This window comes from Pseudarthrobacter sp. TRD_SC_9 (assembly GCF_055361265.1).
The window spans coordinates 583,351-600,269 of the sequence record NZ_CM143956.1 but is presented as its reverse complement, the minus strand read 5'-3'; the positions used below and the strand labels follow the sequence as shown (position 1 = coordinate 600,269).

Annotated in this window: 13 protein-coding genes; 6 read left to right on the top strand and 7 right to left on the bottom strand. The window is 64.1% G+C overall.

Annotation, left to right across the window (positions count from 1 at the left end; translation table 11 throughout):
• Positions 1-81 precede the first annotated feature (81 nt).
• Positions 82-1,521 (top strand): NCS2 family permease, encoded by a 1,440-nt coding sequence (locus ACWA13_RS02845; RefSeq protein ID WP_463936679.1) that lies wholly within the window; start codon positions 82-84, stop codon positions 1,519-1,521.
• A gap of 40 nt (positions 1,522-1,561) precedes the next feature.
• Here ACWA13_RS02845 and ACWA13_RS02840 read toward each other — a convergent pair whose 3' ends face one another.
• Positions 1,562-2,866: a cation:proton antiporter gene (locus ACWA13_RS02840; protein ID WP_463936678.1), complete on the bottom strand. Its 1,305-nt coding sequence runs from the start codon at positions 2,864-2,866 to the stop codon at positions 1,562-1,564.
• Between the two features lie 246 nt (positions 2,867-3,112).
• Between ACWA13_RS02840 and hutG the strand changes: the two genes are divergently transcribed.
• Positions 3,113-4,084 carry a formimidoylglutamase gene (gene hutG / locus ACWA13_RS02835; RefSeq protein WP_463937998.1) on the top strand — a complete coding sequence of 324 codons (972 nt, stop codon included), beginning with the start codon at positions 3,113-3,115 and terminating at the stop codon, positions 4,082-4,084.
• 34 nt (positions 4,085-4,118) lie between these two features.
• On the opposite strand, the gene ACWA13_RS02830 is transcribed toward hutG, so the two are convergent.
• From ACWA13_RS02830 to ACWA13_RS02805, 6 genes are all read right to left on the bottom strand, one after another.
• Positions 4,119-4,787 (bottom strand): response regulator, encoded by a 669-nt coding sequence (locus ACWA13_RS02830; protein ID WP_463936677.1) that lies wholly within the window; start codon positions 4,785-4,787, stop codon positions 4,119-4,121.
• On the bottom strand, positions 4,784-6,382 hold the full coding sequence (locus ACWA13_RS02825) for a sensor histidine kinase (protein ID WP_463937997.1): 1,599 nt from the start codon (positions 6,380-6,382) through the stop codon (positions 4,784-4,786). The genes ACWA13_RS02830 and ACWA13_RS02825 overlap by 4 nt, the downstream gene beginning before the upstream one ends.
• A gap of 212 nt (positions 6,383-6,594) precedes the next feature.
• Complete coding sequence (gene betT / locus ACWA13_RS02820) at positions 6,595-8,727, bottom strand: choline BCCT transporter BetT (protein WP_463936676.1); 2,133 nt, start codon at positions 8,725-8,727, stop codon at positions 6,595-6,597.
• Between the two features lie 288 nt (positions 8,728-9,015).
• Positions 9,016-10,656, bottom strand: coding sequence for a GMC family oxidoreductase (locus ACWA13_RS02815; protein ID WP_463936675.1), 1,641 nt, complete (start codon positions 10,654-10,656; stop codon positions 9,016-9,018).
• Positions 10,657-12,171, bottom strand: a complete 1,515-nt coding sequence (locus ACWA13_RS02810) for an aldehyde dehydrogenase family protein (protein WP_463936674.1) — start codon at positions 12,169-12,171, stop codon at positions 10,657-10,659.
• 96 nt (positions 12,172-12,267) lie between these two features.
• The gene (locus ACWA13_RS02805) at positions 12,268-12,894 is read right to left on the bottom strand and encodes a TetR/AcrR family transcriptional regulator (RefSeq protein WP_463936673.1); all 627 of its coding nucleotides are present in this window, start codon (positions 12,892-12,894) and stop codon (positions 12,268-12,270) included.
• A gap of 417 nt (positions 12,895-13,311) precedes the next feature.
• On the opposite strand from ACWA13_RS02805, the gene ACWA13_RS02800 reads away from it, so the two are divergent.
• Genes ACWA13_RS02800 through ACWA13_RS02785 form a run of 4 tightly spaced genes read left to right on the top strand, consistent with a single transcriptional unit; the run spans position 13,312 to position 16,803 of the window.
• Entirely contained in the window at positions 13,312-14,322 is a 1,011-nt protein-coding gene (locus tag ACWA13_RS02800) for a Bug family tripartite tricarboxylate transporter substrate binding protein (RefSeq protein WP_463936672.1), read from the top strand.
• Positions 14,319-14,822, top strand: coding sequence for a tripartite tricarboxylate transporter TctB family protein (locus ACWA13_RS02795; RefSeq protein WP_463936671.1), 504 nt, complete (start codon positions 14,319-14,321; stop codon positions 14,820-14,822). Before ACWA13_RS02800 ends, ACWA13_RS02795 begins: the two co-directional genes overlap by 4 nt.
• The gene (locus ACWA13_RS02790; protein WP_463936670.1) at positions 14,822-16,414 is read left to right on the top strand and encodes a tripartite tricarboxylate transporter permease; all 1,593 of its coding nucleotides are present in this window, start codon (positions 14,822-14,824) and stop codon (positions 16,412-16,414) included. The genes ACWA13_RS02795 and ACWA13_RS02790 overlap by 1 nt, the downstream gene beginning before the upstream one ends.
• Positions 16,411-16,803 (top strand): universal stress protein, encoded by a 393-nt coding sequence (locus ACWA13_RS02785; RefSeq protein ID WP_463936669.1) that lies wholly within the window; start codon positions 16,411-16,413, stop codon positions 16,801-16,803. Before ACWA13_RS02790 ends, ACWA13_RS02785 begins: the two co-directional genes overlap by 4 nt.
• Positions 16,804-16,919 lie beyond the last annotated feature (116 nt).

Here is a 16,919-nt window from a genome sequence, read left to right as displayed (position 1 = left end):
ACAGACTAGGCGAATATGCCGGTTGCCCGGGCCCGGGAGCCATAGGATGCAGGTAATTCCAATCACTCTTCCGGAGGACTAATGCTCAAGCAGGGCTCTGCACTGGACCGGTATTTCATGATTTCCGAGAGGGGGTCCAACTTCTCCCGTGAGGTCCGCGGCGGCTTTGCCACCTTCTTTGCCATGAGCTACATCGTGGTCCTCAACCCATTGATCCTCTCCGGACCGGACTCCAGCGGCAATACCCTTGGCTTCACCGCCGTCGCTGCAGTGACCGCGTTCGTTGCCGGCATTCTGACCATCCTGATGGGCGCGTGGGCGAAGCACCCGTTCGCCCTCGCCACCGGCCTCGGGGTGAACGCCTTCGTCGCCGTCACCGTAGCCACCAACCCTGAGCTGACATGGCCGGACACCATGGGCCTGGTGGTCCTCGCCGGCGTGACCATGTTGATCCTGGTCCTCACCGGCTTCCGGACCGCAGTGTTCAAGGCCGTTCCTGACGGGCTGAAGAGGGCCATCGTGGTAGGCATCGGCCTCTTTATCGCACTGATCGGCTTGGTCAACGCGGGCTTTGTCCGCCGCCTCCCGGACGCGGCTGGCACCACGGTACCGGTGGGCCTGGGCTTTGACGGCAAGCTGCTGGGCTGGCCCACGGCGGTTTTCGTCTTCGGCCTGCTCCTGACCATCGTGCTGCTGGTCCGGAAGGTCAAAGGTGCGATCCTGATCGGGATCATCACCTCCACCATCATTTCCGTGATCCTCGAAGCAACGCTGCGCATCGGGCCCAGCGTTGGCGAAGGCACCTACAACCCCCAGGGCTGGTCCCTGGTGGCACCCACGTTCACCGGGTGGGCGGCTCCGGATCTCTCGCTGATCGGCAAGGCCAACCCGTTGGGCGCCTTTGAACACCTTGGCGTCGTAGCGGCCTCACTGCTGGCTTTCGTGATCCTCCTCAGTATCTTCTTCGACGCCATGGGCACCATGGTGGGCCTGGCACACGAGGCGGGCAGCGTAGACGAACATGGCAACATCCCCAATGTTGACCGCGTTCTTCAGGTTGATGCCCTGGGAGCGATTGTTGGCGGCGGTGCCTCCGTTTCCTCCAACCAGATCTACGTCGAAGCGGGCGCCGGCATTGGCGAAGGCGCCCGGACAGGCCTGGCCTCGATCGTCACAGGCCTATTGTTCCTGGTGGCCATGTTCTTCACCCCGCTGATCAATCTGGTGCCCTTCGAAGCCGTGGCCCCCGCCCTGGTGGTTGTGGGCTTCATGATGGTCCAGCAGGTGGGCAAGATCGACTGGCAGGACTGGGGCATCGCCATCCCGGCGTTCTTTACGTTCTCCCTGATGCCGTTCACGTACTCCATCGCCATTGGCCTGGGTGCAGGTTTCATCTCCTACGTGGTGATCCGCACGGCACAGGGCCGGACCCGCGACATCCACCCGCTCATGTGGGCCGTGGCTGCCGCATTTGTGCTCTTCTTCGCGATCGGCCCCATCGAGGCCGCGCTGGGCATGTAGTCCGCGCCTCTACAGGGGCGAACGGCCCCCAATGCTCCTGCTATACGGGCGTGTTGGGGGCCAGTCCTTCATCCCCGAATTCGGTCTTCGCTCTCCGGCTGCGGAGGTTGTCCAGGCGGTTCATCAGGGGCGATGCCGTGACGCCATGGATGACGATGGACAGCGCCACCACCAGCCCGATAAAAGACCACAGCCATTCGGCATGGTCCGCGAATTCTCCCTTCCCCAGCGCATAGGAGAGGTAATAGAGCGAGCCGATACCGCGGATGCCAAAGAAGGATAGGGCTATCCGCTCACGCGGGCCGGTTTTACCGCCCAGGAGCCCCAACCAGCCGGCCAGCGGCCTGATCAGCAGCAGGAAGACCAGGGCAACGGCAAGTTCCGTCCAGCCGACCTCCGCCAGCAGCCCACGTGCAATAGCGCCGCCCAGCAGCACCAGGATGACCACGGTCAGGAGCCGCTCCAGCTGTTCCACATAAGAATGCAGCACCTGGTGATACGCGTGGTGGCGTTCCGCGGAGCGAATGGTTACCGCGCAAACAAAAACAGCGATGAAACCGTACCCCTCAACCATTTCCGCGAGGCCATAAGCCAGAAAAGTAGCGGCCAGCGCCACAAAACCGTCTGCTGTATCCGACAAACGCAGACTTTCCCTACCCGTGGTGAAGAGCAGCCGTGACAGGGCCTTTCCGATGAGCCAGCCGAACAACAGACCGATGGACAACCGCCACAACACGTCAATGCCAAACCATTCAGGAAACCAGTTCGATGGCGACGAGCCCACAATGCTGATGGCGATGGCAAGATACACGAAAGGGAAGGCAAGCCCATCGTTAAGCCCGGCCTCCGAAGTCAGGCCGAACCGCACCTCGTCCTCGCGCTCAGGACTTTCGGTCTCATCCGCAGGCTCACCCACCTGCACCTCACTGGCGAGCACCGGGTCTGTTGGCGCCAGCGCCGCAGCCGCCAACAACGCCACACCCAGCCCAACACCCAGCAGCCACATCCCCAGCAGGGTCAAAGCGATGATGCATGCTGGCATGGCGATCCCCAGGAGCCGCCAGGTTGTTGCCCAACTTTTCCGGCCCACAGGCCGGTCCAGCGCAAGACCGGCGCCCATCAGTGAAATGATCACGCAGACCTCAGCGAGGTGTGTGGTGAGGTCCGGGTATTGGAGGGGATCCGGGTCCGGGAGCGTAGGAATGAGTGAGAAGGCGGCCAGCCCGCCGCCAAGAAAGACCATGGGCACGGATAGGGGCGCATCGCGCAGGAGCCTTGGCATAATGCTGGCCACGAGTACCGCGACCCCGGCTGCTGCGAACACAAGGCTGGGGACTTCGAGCATGGTGCGGCACTCCGATCGGTAGGGACCGCCTTCAAGCAGTTCATTTACGATATCCCCCACCGGTGTGCTGAAGCATCCGGGGATCCCCTTGTTACGCCTTTAGCCCGCATCGAATCCGGGATTCCGGACAGATCTGCGGCGATGCCGCTCGCTTCTGTTCGACGGTTTTGATCAGCTGGGACTATGCCTGCCGTGACTCCCGAACCTTCCGCCCGCCCCGTCGAATCCACCGAAGCTGTTGAATCCATGGAGTCCCATCAATCCAGCGCGCCGGACCCGCTGCCTGCCGTTGATGAAGCCCCGCAGCCCTGGACCGGGCGCTTCGACGGCGACGGCGACGAACACCGCCGGTGGTGGCAGGCCATCCGGCCGGTTGAACCTGGATCACTCACCGACGCCAGAAGCCCCGCCGTCCTGCTCGGTTTTGCCAGCGACGAGGGTGTCCGCCGGAACCAGGGCCGCCTGGGTGCGGCCAAGGCACCTGCCGCGCTCCGGAAGGCACTCTCTCCCCTGGCCTTCCACCTGGACAGGGACGTATTCGACGCCGGCGACGTCACCGTAGAGGACGGAAACCTCGAGGACGGCCAGCTCCGCGCAGGCAACGCCATCACAGCCCTGATCGACGCCGGAAAGCTTCCCGTGGTCCTGGGTGGCGGCCACGAAACGGCCTTTGCCAGCTATCTTGGCGTGGCTGGCTCGGCCGTTGTGGGCAATGGAAAGCGGCTCGGCGTCCTCAACCTCGACGCGCACTTCGATCTTCGCGACGAACCAGTAGCAACTTCCGGCACCCCGTTCCTCCAGATGGCCCGCGCGGAAGCTGCCGCCGGGCGCGAACTCCGGTACGCCGTCGTCGGCATTTCCGAACCAAGCAACACCGCAGCGCTGTTTACGACGGCGGAGCGGTTGGGGGTGCGGTTCCTCACGGATGAGGATTGCTCGCCGGAGCGGGTCCGGGACTTTGTGGGCGGCTTCCTGGTCGGCGTCGACGTGCTCTATTTGACCATCGACCTGGACGTGCTGTCCGCGGCCGTGGCACCAGGGGTGAGCGCACCGGCGTCGTACGGGGTTCCACTGCCGGTGATCGTGGAAGTCTGCAGGCAGGTGGCAGCCAGCGGCAAGCTGCTCCACCTGGACATCGCGGAACTCAACCCGGAATTCGATATCGACTCCCGGACCGCCAGGGTGGCTGCCCGGCTGATTAACACACTGCTGCGCTAGGCGAAACCGGTTCCCGGCCAGCTGGCCGGCCTCCTCAACCGCCCTTAAGGACGTAGCGCCGCTCCGGCCTGCCCACGCCGTATTTGAGGCGCACTTCCAGCAGGCCTTCGTCGTTAAGGTACTCCAGATACCGCCTCGCGCTGACCCGGGAGGTGCCCAGCTGGACGGCCAGCTCGGCGGCGGAGAGGTCGCCGTCGGCCGTTTGCAGCGCCGCTTCCACCATCTTCAGTGTTTCGATGCTGCAGCCCTTGGGCAGCGGCCTGTCTGTACGGTCCAGGCCGAACACCCGGTTGACGTCCGACTGCTCCGCCACATCCTTTGACGAGGCCAGGCTCTGGTAGGCGCTGCGGTAATGCTCCAGCCGCTCCTGCAGGTCCGTCTGCGAGAAGGGTTTGATGAGGTAGTGCACGATCCCGCCGCGCAGCGCTTTCCGGACTGTCTCCACCTCGCGGGCCGCGCTGATCACCAGCACATCCAGCTCAGGTGCCACTTTGCGCAGGCCCTGCATCAGGTCCAGGCCATTAACGTCCGGCAGGTGAATATCCAGCAGGACCAGGTCCGGCTGGAGCCTGGCAGTTTCCGCAAGCGCCTGGGCGCCGGAATGGGCAACACCGACGACGGCAAACCCCGGGGTGCGCTGGATGAAGCCCGCATGGACTTTGGCCACCATAAAGTCATCATCAATAATCAGGACCTTGATCATGGCGCCCCTTCACTCTCCACATCCTGGACCTCGTGCCTCTTCAACCGTGCAGTAAAGACCGCGCCGTGATCATTCGCCACCCCCAGGTCCCCGCCGCTCCTGCGGCACACCACCCGTGAAAGTGCCAGGCCGAAACCCCTGCTGCCCTGGGGACCGGGCTGTTTGGTGGTGAAACCCTGCCGGAAGATCTCCTCCGGATCGCTGACGCCGATGCCGGGTCCGTTATCCCTGACCGTGACCGTGACGGCGTCCTCCTCCTCTTCCACGAGGACCCGGACGGCCGCCCCGGGAAGCCCGGTCACGGCGTCGAACGCGTTATCCACCAGGTTTCCGACGACAGTGGTGAGGTCGCGGGACAGGTCCTCGTCCACGCGGTCCAACGCCGAATCCGGTTCCAGCTGCAGGGCGACGCCGCGCTCGGCAGCCAGGCTGGATTTGGCAATCAGGAGGGCAGCGAGCGCCGGATCGTGGATGCGGCCGGTGACCTCATCGTTGAGCCGGGTGCGGTCCATCGTGGCACCGTTGACAAACTGCACTACGGAATCGTATTCACCGATCTGGATCAGCCCGGAGATCACGTGGAGCTGATTGGCAAACTCATGGGCCTGGGCACGGAGCGTGTCAGTTGCCGTGCGGGTGGCTCCCAGTTCGCGCTCCAATGAGGACAGCTCGGTCCGGTCACGCAGCGTGGTGACGGAACCGATTTCCCGGCCGCGCGAGCGGATTGGGACCCGGTTCAGCACCACCAGACGCTCGTCCACCAAGACCAGTTGGTCCGCGGCCGGCTGGTCCCGGGTGAGCACGTCTTTGAGCGCCGGTTCAACCGGCAGGCTTGCCAACTGCTTCCCCACACAGTCCTCGGGCAGCCTCAACAACTCGCGGGCGCTGCCGTTGGCCACGGTAATCCGGCCGTGCGGGTCCAGCGCCACGACGCCTTCCTTCAACCCCTGCAGCATTGCTTCACGGTTCTCCACCAGGCCCGTGATCTCGCTCGGCTCCATGCCCAGAGTCTGCCGCTTCACCCTGCGCGACAGAAGGAATGATCCCGCCACCCCCAGCACGCTGGCAACGCCCAGATAGGTAAGGAGGTTGGGCACGGCGTCGCCGAGCCGTTCCAGGGTAGAGGGGTAGTTCCGGCTGATGGAAGCGATGCCGATCATGGTGCCGGAGTCATCCAGCACGGGAACGTGGGCCGACAGCAGTTCGGCTCCGGAACCGGCGACAGTACCGGTCCAGGCCCGGCCTTCCAGCACCCGGCTCTCGCCAAGTTCCAACGTCCTGCCCAGCATGCCGGGATCGCTGGAGGCGACGACGGTCCGATCCATTTTGGCCAGGGCCACCCGTTCCGAACCGGACACCAGGCGGATGGACTCGGCCACTGCCGGAAGGGCAGCGCCGATCCGGGGCTGGGCGTCGGGGAGAAGTTCACGCACGGTCGGGTTGCTGCCCAGCGCCTCCGCGGCCGACAAGGCCCTGCGGCCTTCGGTCCGTTCAAAAGCCGCTGCCGATTGCGCCAGTGAGATGGCCACCACCGCCACCAGGACTGCCAGGACGATCAGCAGCTGAAGCACCAGGTACTGCCCCGCAAGGGACATTCCTCTTCGTCGAGTCACTGGCGCTGTTTCCTCTGGTGGTTCTGCGGGAGCGGTGCACTGCCGGCGCACCCCCCACGCACGGTACCGGAACTATACCCCAACACCATCGCACCGCGCCTAGCCTCGACCCCTCCGGCACAGACAGTCGAATCAGGGGCAACCAGGGATACGCGCCCTTTTACCGCACCTTCTGCGCAGAGGGGGACGGCGTGTCACTTCGCCTCCTCCTGGTGTACGAAGTCAGATTCCCAGTTGTCCTTGACTGACTGATCCTCGGCGACGGCCGTGTTGCCCGGCAGCGCCCGGTTAAGGTGCAGGAATTCGAGGTGGGTTTCGTAATGGTCCAGGACATCGGTGATGACCTGCTCCTTGCTGTAACCGGCGAGGTCGTAGCTGTGGCTTCCCTCGAGGGAAAAGACCTCCATCCGGTAGTAGGTCCGCTCCATCGCAGCATCTCCGGGCGCGTAGGACGGGGTGTCGTACTGCACGGGGTAGATCTGGTACTTGAACGGGCGCTCGTCGCAGAGCCTCACCAGCAGGTCCACGTGACGTATGCCGCAGTTCTCAACGATCCCCGTCGCCAGGCTCACGTCGGCGCCCCGCGCCTTCAGCTCGTCGTGCACCTCCTGCAGCGCGGGCAGCGCCACGCTGTCCACGAAACGGTTCGACTGCTTCGGCCCCGGGTAGGTCATGGCGCGGTTGAGGCGCTGGCGCCAGGTGCGCGACGAAGATCCGTCCCCGCTGTGGCCGGAGATGATCCCCGGCAGGCTCGCACGATAGCTGTCGGCCAGTGAGTTCTCCACGCGAAGGGCCTTGTAAAGGCCCAACATGATGAACAGCAGCAGGATCGAGAGCGGTAGGCCCATAATGATCGTGGCGTTCTGCAGCGTCGCCACACCGCCGACGGTCAGCATGGCGAGCGTCAGGAGTCCGGTCACCAGGGCCCAAAAGACACGCAGCCACTTGGGTCCGTCGGCGTTGGCGTCCTTCAGGTGGCTCGTGAAGTTTGCCATGACCAGGGCGCCTGAATCGGCAGACGTAACGTAGAAGAGCAGTCCGGTGAAGGTGGCCACGCCAATGACCAGCGGCGCTGCGGGGTACTGCTCGAGGAGGCCGTAGAAAGCCCTCTCCGGCTGGGCCATTGCCGTCTCCCCGAAGGCCGCATTGCCGTTCATGACGATGTCGAGGGCGCTGTTCCCGAAGATCGAGATGAACAGCAGGATGAACGCGAAGGGGACCAAGAGGGTGCCCAGCACGAATTGTCGGATGGTGCGGCCGCGGGAGATACGGGCGAGGAAGAGCCCGACGAACGGTGCCCAGGCAATCCACCATGCCCAGAAGAAGAGCGTCCAGCCCTGCATCCAGTCCCCGGGCCGGTCATAGGCGAAGGTGTCCAGCGACATGGCCGGGAACCGGCTGAGCACGTCGCCGGTGTTCTGCATAAGCCCGTCCAGCAGGAAGCTGGTCTTGCCGGACAGGAGGATAAACACCATGAGTCCGAGGGCGAGGACTACATTCAGTTCGGCGAGCCGACGGATTCCCTTCTCGACGCCGGAGAGCACGGAAGCGGTGGCCATGACGACGGCTACGACGATCAGTCCGATCTGCACGGCGATGTTCTCGGGGAGGCCGAACATTAGGCTGAGTCCGTAATTAAGCTGCACGACACCGATGCCGAGCGAGGTGGCGATGCCAAAGATGGTACCGAGGAGGGCCGCGATGTCCACACCGTGGCCGAGCGGACCGTCGATTTTCTTGCCGAAGATGGGGTACAGCGCGCTGCGGATGCTCAGGGGCAGATTGTGCCGGTAGGCGAAGTAGCCGAGGGCCAGTCCCATGAGCGCGTACAGGGCCCAACCGGTGATGCCGTAGTGGAACAAGGTAAGGACCATGGCATGCCGCGCGGCCTCGACGGTGCTGCCATCACCCTGTGGGGGAGCCAGGTATTGGGTCACGGGCTCGGACACTGAAAAGAACATCAGGTCGATGCCGATGCCCGCGGCAAAGAGCATCGACGCCCAGGTGAACATGCTGAACTGCGGCTTCGAATGGTCCGGGCCGAGCTTCGTCTTGCCCACCCGCGTCAGGGCAAGAACCAGGACGAACACCACCACGAGGGTGACGATCAGGAAGTAATACCACCCCATGTTCGTAGAGACCCATGCGACCATGGAGCCGATTAGGGCCTCGGCGCCTGCGGCGTCGCTTATGGCCCAGATAGCGATCGCGAGAATCCCGGTGGCAGATCCGATGAAGACAGTCCAGTTGACGCGGGTTCGAGCACCGGGAATCCTGTTCCCGCCTTCGGCAGCCACTCCAGGCGGAGCGTCGATTGTTTGACTCATGTGGTCCCTCTCATTGGGCTCCGCACATCACGGCGGCGTGATGTGCGGGCGGAAAGTCGTGGGGCAGGCCCCGGTCCGGGCCGCCAGATATGATGTGTGTCACATGGGGAGCGTAGTTCACATTGAACATGTGTTCAAGACCTGAAGTGAACAAATGTTCAAAAATGCTTTTCCTCGCCCGATCAAAGCTTGGGCTGACACGGAAAAACCCGGCAGAGAGGGCATGGGGCACTCCTTCCACCGGGTTCGTCCACCCAGCTTCCGAGCCCGCCGCGGGCACGGAGACGGTCAGGCCACGGCCGCGCTGAGTTCCGCCTCCACCGCCGTTGCTTCGCCGGTTCGGCTGCCGCGGATGAGGTCGGCGCACCGCTCCCCGATCATCATGACGGTGATGTTGGGGTTCACGGTGACATGTTCAGGCATGACAGAGGCGTCGGCGACGCGCAGGCCGGTGACACCCTTGACCTTCAACTCGGGATCGAGCGGCGACATCCCGTCGTCGGCCGGCCCCATACGGACGGTCCCGACCGGGTGGTAGACGGTGTTGTGCGTCTTCCGGATGTAGTCCTGCAGTTCCTCGTCGGTCTGCGCTTCGATGCCCGGTGAGAGCTCCCGGCCGGTCCATTCGGCCATGGCAGGCTGGGCGGCAATTTCACGGGCCTTGCGGATACCTGCGACCATAACGCGCATGTCGTGGCCCTCGGGATCAGTGAAGTACCGCGGATCCACCATCGGCTTGTCGCGGAAGTCCCTGCTGCGCAGCCGGACGGTTCCGCGGGAGCGGGCGTGCGTAACGTTCGGGGTCAGGCTGAAGCCGTTCTCCGTGGTCGGGTAGCCGTACCGCAGGGTGTTCATGTCAAAGGGGACGGAGCCGTAGTGCATCATCAGGTCCGGGCGGTCCAGGCCCTCCTCGGTGGGCGTGAAGATGCCAATCTCCCACCACTGCGTCGACGTTTGCACCATGGGCTGCCTCGCCTCGAACTGCACGACGCCTTCAGGGTGGTCCTGCAGGTGCTCGCCCACGCCCGGCGAGTCAACCAGGACCTCGATGCCGTGGGCGGAGAGGTGCGCGGCGGGGCCGATGCCGGAGAGCATCAGCAGCTTGGGCGAGTCGATGGCACCGGCGGAGAGGACGATTTCGCAGCGCGCCGAGAGCCGATGCGTCCGGCCGAATGCCGAATCCACGACGTCGACGCCGGTGCACCGCTTGTCCGTGTCGAACACCAGTTGGCGGGCGCGCAGGCCAGTCAGCAGTGTGAAGTTCCCGCGCTCGATGATCGGGTGAATATAGGAGACCGAACTGGAGGAGCGGGTGCCGTCTGCGCGGCGGTTGATCTGGAAGAAGTTCGCACCATTGATCACCGTGGTGCCGGAATTGAACTTCGCAGGGGGAATTCCGGCCTGCTCGCAGGCGTTCAGGAGCGCGACGCCGGCGGGGTCCGCCGGGGGCACGTTCATCAGGTGCACGGGTCCTGAGTCTCCGTGGTGCGGCGCGTCGGGGCCGGCGTCGGCGTTGGTCTCCAGCCGCTGGTACAGCGGCCAGGCTGCCTCGGCATTCCAGCCGGTGGCGCCGTACTTGGACTCCCACTCGTCCAGGTCCTCGCGCGGTGCCCAGAAGGCGATGCAGGAGTTGTGGCTGGAGCAGCCACCCATGACCTTGGCACGGGAGTGGCGCATGAAGGAGTTGCCATTCTCCTGCGGTTCTATCGGGTAGTCCCAGTCATAGCCGGATTCGAGCAGCTCCATCCAGCGGTCAAGCTGCAATACCTCGGGCACGCCGCGGTCGTCCGGGCCTGCCTCCACCAGCGCCACGGACACGGTAGGGTCCTCACTCAGGCGGGCGGCTACTGCGGCTCCGGCGGATCCACCGCCGATGACGATGTAGTCGAACCCGCGGTCGTTGAGGTCCTCCACGTTGTCGATGTGCATCTAGTTCTCCTTGCCGTGGTCAGCGAACCAGCCCGTTACCTGCGGGTTGGTGTTCTGGTAGATGTGCTTGGACTCCTGGTATTCAGCCAGGCCGGTGGGCCCGAGCTCGCGGCCGACGCCGGACTGGCCGAAGCCGCCCCACTCGGCCTGCGGAAGGTAGGGATGGTAGTCGTTGATCCAGATGGTGCCGTGCCGCAACCGGCCCGCCACGCGCTGGGCCTTGCCGGCATCCTGGGTCCAGACCGCGCCGGCCAGCCCATAGATGGTGTCGTTGGCGGTCGCGACCGCTTCATCCTCGGTGCGGAAGGTCTCGACGGTCACTACCGGGCCGAAGGCTTCATCCACGACGACGGACATCCCCTTCTGCACGCGGTCCAGGACGGTTGGCCGGTAGTAGAAACCGGCGTCGTACTGTTCTCCCTCAGGCACCGCGCCACCGCACCGCAGCCGCGCGCCCTCCGCCATCCCGCGCTGGACATAGTTGTGTACCTTTTCCCGGTGGGCCGCCGAAATCAGCGGTCCGGTCTCGGCAGCTCCATCGAACGGGCCGCCAATGCGGATGTCCTGGGCACGGCGGACCAGCTCATCGACGAAGCGCTCGGCGATCGATTCCTCGACCACCAGCCGCGCCCCGGCGGAGCAGACCTGTCCGGAGTGCACGAACGCCCCGTTCAGCGCATTGTCCACGGCGGCGTCGAAGTCCGCGTCGGCGAATATCACGTTGGGGTTCTTGCCGCCGAGCTCCAGCGCCACCTTCTTCACGGTGCCGGCAGCAGCCGCGGCAATACGCTTGCCGGTCTCCAGCCCGCCGGTGAAGGACACAAGGTCGACGTCGGGGTGGTCCGAGAGCGGTGCGCCCGCCTCCGCCCCTGCGCCGGTCACCAGATTCGCGACGCCGTCCGGCAGGCCCAGGTCCTGCAGCAGCTGCATGGCCAGGATCGCGGTGGACGGGGTCAGCTCGGAGGGCTTGAGGACGAAGGTACAACCGGCGGCCAACGCAGGCGCGATCTTCCACGCGGCTTGCAGCAGGGGGTAGTTCCAGGGCGTGATCAGGCCGCAGACGCCTACCGGCTCGTAGACGATTTTGCTGACGACGCCAGGGTCGCCGGGGTCTACCACGCGGCCCGGCTGTTGGCCCGCCAGCCTTCCGAAATATTCGAAGCAGGCAGCAATGTCGTCGATGTCGATCCGGCTTTCGATGATCCTTTTCCCGGTGTCCAGCGATTCGGCGCGGGCGAACTTCTCGCGGCGGTCACGCAGTTCCGCGGCGACCTTAAGCAAAAACACGCCGCGCTCAGGGGCCGGGACGGAGGACCAGACGCCGGAGTCGAAGGCTGCACGGGCCGCAGCGATGGCGCGCTCAGCATCTTCCCGCCCGGCCTCGGACACCGTGGCGACCAATTGGCCGTCGGCCGGGTTGCGAATTTCACGCACCGCGCTGGACGCAGCCGGCTCCCACGAGCCGTTGATGAACAGAGTTGATGCGGTATCCGTGGATTGTATAGCGTAGCTCATATACGCAGGTTAGTGCATCCTGAACAAACGTTCAAGAAAAATCTGAACGCTTGTTCAATGAGCTCCGTAAAGCTGCTTCCGCTGAATGAGTTGGGCTTAGGAATCCTTGGAGTCGCCGGACTCGCGCTCGTTTTTTCGCGAAGGGGCGAAGGCTATGTGCTCCGTGTGGGCGATGTTCCGCTGAATTGATGCCTTGTCGACGCCCAGGAGTGCAGTTAGCCACATGCCATTCTGTACGACGACGATATCCGCTGCCCGCTCCCTGCACTCATCATGGGAAAGCTCGGGCCTGGCATTCCCTATCAGCGTGGCGAGCCCGTCGAGATACCGCTCGAATGCCTCTGCATTGATCTGTGCAAAATCTTCACTGGCCTGCGCCAAAGCCCAAAGGTGGAGACGCAAAGACAAATATCGTGTGGTCAGGAGTTCCGCGCCCGCAACGCGCCGCAGAGCTTTGCGAAGCTGATCCTCCGGAAGCGAATCAGGGTCGGGCTTGACCAGCATGAGGTCGTGTTCGTCGATTCGATGCAACGCGGCACGGATCAGGCAGGATTTGTCTTCGAAGTAGTAGTTGACGAGCCCCAGTGCTACGCCGGCTTCGCGGGCCACAGCGCGCATGTTCACACCTGAAATGCCGTGACGCGACAGCAGATCCATCGCCGCCTCGAGAATGCGCGACTGCCTATCCATCTGTTCGCCGGATCTAACGGTGCTTGTACTCACTTGGCCAGACTATGGTGAAATGCCGATGAGTGCATCTCGCCAGCCGAGCAGAGAAGGGTTACGGTCCGGCAAGACTGCCTCCGGGTCCTGGCTCTTCCCCGGGGACAGAGCAATGGAGCGTCCTGTTACAGCTACGGACAGTGTCCCGGCCGACGTCAACTTCCAGCCGCACCTGGCGAAGGTCCCCCTGCCGGCCGCGCTATTTGTCGAGCCGACGGATGGTTGGAGGATTCCCGGGGAAATCAGCGACGAAGAAGCGCCGGTAGGCAAGCTGCACGTTCCTCGGTGCGGCTCCGGAAACGTGAACGCAATGAACTTAACTTTCTCTGCGTACACAAGAGTGATGCCGGTCACTTCCACCCCTAGCATCGAATCACCAGTCAGTTTTGTACAGGTTTTAGTGAGAAGAGGAACACCATGCGCCAGATCCGCGCATTGCGCATTGCCGCCGTCGCCGCCGGCATCGCCCTGATGGCCACCGGTTGCGGTGCCACCGGAAGCAACTCCCCCCAGACCTCCGGCGCCGGCGCTGCTGCCGGACCACTAACCGGGCTCCAGATCATGGTCCCCAACACTCCCGGCGGCGGATACGACACCACTGCACGTGCGGCCGCCAAGGTCCTGGACGACGAAAAGATCAGCACCAACACCGAGGTCTTCAACCTCGCTGGTGCCGGCGGCACCGTGGGCCTGGCCCGCGTCGTCAACGAAAAGGGCAATGGCGACCTGGCCATGCTGATGGGCCTTGGCGTGGTCGGCGCAAGCTACACCAACAAATCCGAGGCCAAGCTGACGGATACCACACCACTGGCCCGCCTCATCGAAGAGCCCGGTGCCATCATGGTCAGCAAGGATTCTCCTTACAAGACCATCGATGACCTTGTTGCAGCCTGGAAGGCCGATCCCGGTTCCATCGCCGTTGGCGGCGGCTCCTCCCCCGGCGGTCCCGACCACCTGCTGCCCATGCAGCTTGCTGGAGCCGTCGGCATCGACGCCACCAAAGTGAACTTCGTTTCCTACGACGGCGGCGGAGACCTGCTGCCGGCGATCCTTGGCAACAAGCTGGGTTTCGCGGCCTCCGGTGCGGGCGAATTCCTCCAGCAAATCGAGTCCGGGGACGTCCGCGTCCTCGCAACCAGTGGCGAAGAGCGCCTCGAAGGCGTTGACGCTCCCACGTTGAAGGAATCCGGCATCGACCTGGTCTTCACCAACTGGCGCGGCATTGTGGCTCCTCCCGGCATCAGTGACGAGGACAAAGCCAAGCTGATTGGTGCACTCGAGGAGATGCACGCCAGCGACGCCTGGAAGGAAACCCTCAAGAAGAACAGCTGGACCGATGCGTTCATCACCGGTGACGAGTACTCCTCCTTCCTCTCCGAGCAGGACAAGCGGGTGGCGGACGTCCTGACCAAGCTTGGGTTGGCGTGAAAACCCTTGCCTCAGGCTTGAAAGGCCGCGCCGAGCTGGGGGTAGCCCTCCTGCTCGGCGCGGTCGGCGTCATCGTCTTTGTGGACGCCAGCCGCCTGAACATCACGTACTCCCAGACTGACCCGGTAGGGCCCAAGACGCTGCCGTACATCGTTGCCGGCCTGCTGATTGTCTGCGCAGTATTCCTCGCTATCGACGTGCTGCGTGGCGGCAGGGGTGAGGCGGAGGGCGGCGAAGACGTGGATCTGGCCCACCCGGCAGACTGGAAGACCGTGCTGCCGTTGGTGGGTGCCTTCGTGGCCAACATCCTGCTGATCGATTGGGCAGGCTGGGTCATCTCCGGAACCATCCTGTTCTGGGGCAGCGCCTGGGCCCTGGGCAGCCGGCACTATGTCCGCGACGCCCTCATCGCCATAGCTATCTCCGTTGCCTCCTTTTACGGCTTCTACCTGGGCCTGGGCATTCCGCTGCCTGCCGGTCTCCTGGAAGGGATTCTCTGATGGATGTCTTTTCCTCCCTGATGGACGGCTTCGCCACCGCCCTGACCCCCATGAATCTCCTCTACGCGGTGATTGGTGTCCTCCTGGGCTCCGCCGTCGGCGTCCTGCCGGGCCTTGGCCCAGCCATGACCATTGCCCTGCTGCTTCCGGTCACCTACGCCTTGGAACCCACCAGTGCGTTCATTATGTTTGCCGGCATCTATTACGGCGGCATGTACGGCGGATCCACCACCTCGATCCTGCTCAACACTCCCGGGGAATCGTCGTCCGTCATCACGGCCATTGAGGGCAACAAGATGGCCAAAGCCGGCAGGGCCGCCCAAGCCCTGGCCACGGCCGCCATCGGTTCCTTCGTCGCCGGCACCATAGGCACAGCGCTGCTGGCAGTTTTCGCCCCGATCGTGGTGCAGTTCGCGGTCAGCCTGGGTTCGCCCAGCTACTTCGCGATCATGGTGCTGGCACTTGTGGCGGTTACCGCCGTCCTCGGATCGTCCCGACTCCGTGGCTTCGCCGCCCTTGGCCTCGGCCTGGCCATTGGCCTGGTCGGTATGGGCTCGGGGCAAGCGCGCCTTACCTTCGGCCAGCCTCTGCTCGCTGACGGCCTGGATATTGTGGTGGTGGCAGTGGCCATCTTTGCTATGGGTGAGGCATTGTGGGTGGCCGCGCACATGCGGCGCACCCCCTTGCATGTCATACCGGTAGGCCGGCCCTGGATGGGCAAATCGGATTGGAAGAGGTCCTGGAAGCCGTGGCTGCGCGGTACGGCGTTCGGGTTCCCGTTCGGGGCTCTCCCCGCGGGCGGTGCCGAGATCCCGACGTTCCTCTCCTATGTCACAGAGAAACGCCTCAGTAAACATCCAGAGGAATTCGGTAAAGGCGCCATCGAAGGCGTGGCCGGGCCGGAGGCCGCCAACAATGCGGCCGCTGCCGGGACACTCACGCCGATGCTTGCCTTGGGACTGCCTACCAACGCCACAGCCGCAGTGATGCTCGCTGCGTTTGTCCAGTTCGGCATTCAGCCAGGACCCCTGCTCTTCCAGAACGAAGGTCCGCTGGTTTGGGCGCTGATCGCCAGCCTCTTCATCGGGAATTTCCTGCTGCTGGTCATCAACCTTCCCCTGGCACCCATGTGGGCAAAAATCCTGCGACTTCCCAGGCCTTACCTGTACGCGGGCATCTTGTTCTTTGCCACTCTGGGCGCCTATTCCGTGAACCTGCAGGCGTTCGACCTTATCTTGCTGCTTGTACTTGGCGCCTTGGGATTTATGATGCGCCGCTTTGGCCTTCCCGTCCTGCCGCTGATCCTCGGGGTCATCCTGGGGCCACGGCTGGAGGACCAGCTCCGCAAGACCCTGAAGCTCGCCAGCGGCGATCCAACCGGGCTGTTCAACGAGCCGGTGGCCGTCGTGGTTTACATCATCATGGCGATCATCCTGCTGTTCCCGCTGCTGCTCAAGCTGATCCGCCGTAACCGTCCGGACGCCGGCCTCCTGGCGACCAACACCAACCCGGGAAACGAGCCCGCAGATGCGGCAAGCGAACCGATCCCGCACCACATGCCGCCCACCAGCAGAAACAAGGAGCAACCATGACAATCGTAGTGGGATACGTCCCCACACCGGAGGGCGAAGCGGCCCTGGCGCAGGCCATCGCGGAAGCCCGGCAGCGCAGTACCCGGCTGCTGGTGATCAACTCCTCCAAGGGTGATGCCCTGGTAGACAACAGGTACGCCCAGGAGCAAGAGATCCAGAGCATCGAGGACCGACTGGCCAGCCAGGGAATAGACCACGTGATCAAGCAGCCGGTCCGTGGACACGATGCGGCAGTGGAGGTCCTCGATGCCGCGGAGGAGCACAACGCCGAGTTGATTGTGATCGGCCTGCGCCGCCGAAGTCCGGTGGGCAAGCTGATTATGGGCAGCACATCGCAACGGATCCTGCTCGAAGCCGATTGCCCGGTGTTGGCGGTTAAGGCCGGTTAGCCCCGATGCCCCGAAGGGTCCAGGGTTTGTCCGCAGCGTCCCCCGGATCCTGCGGACAGGCCCTGGACTCTTTCCGTCTGGCGCTGCCTGGGCGAACATGAACTTGGCTGTTGCCT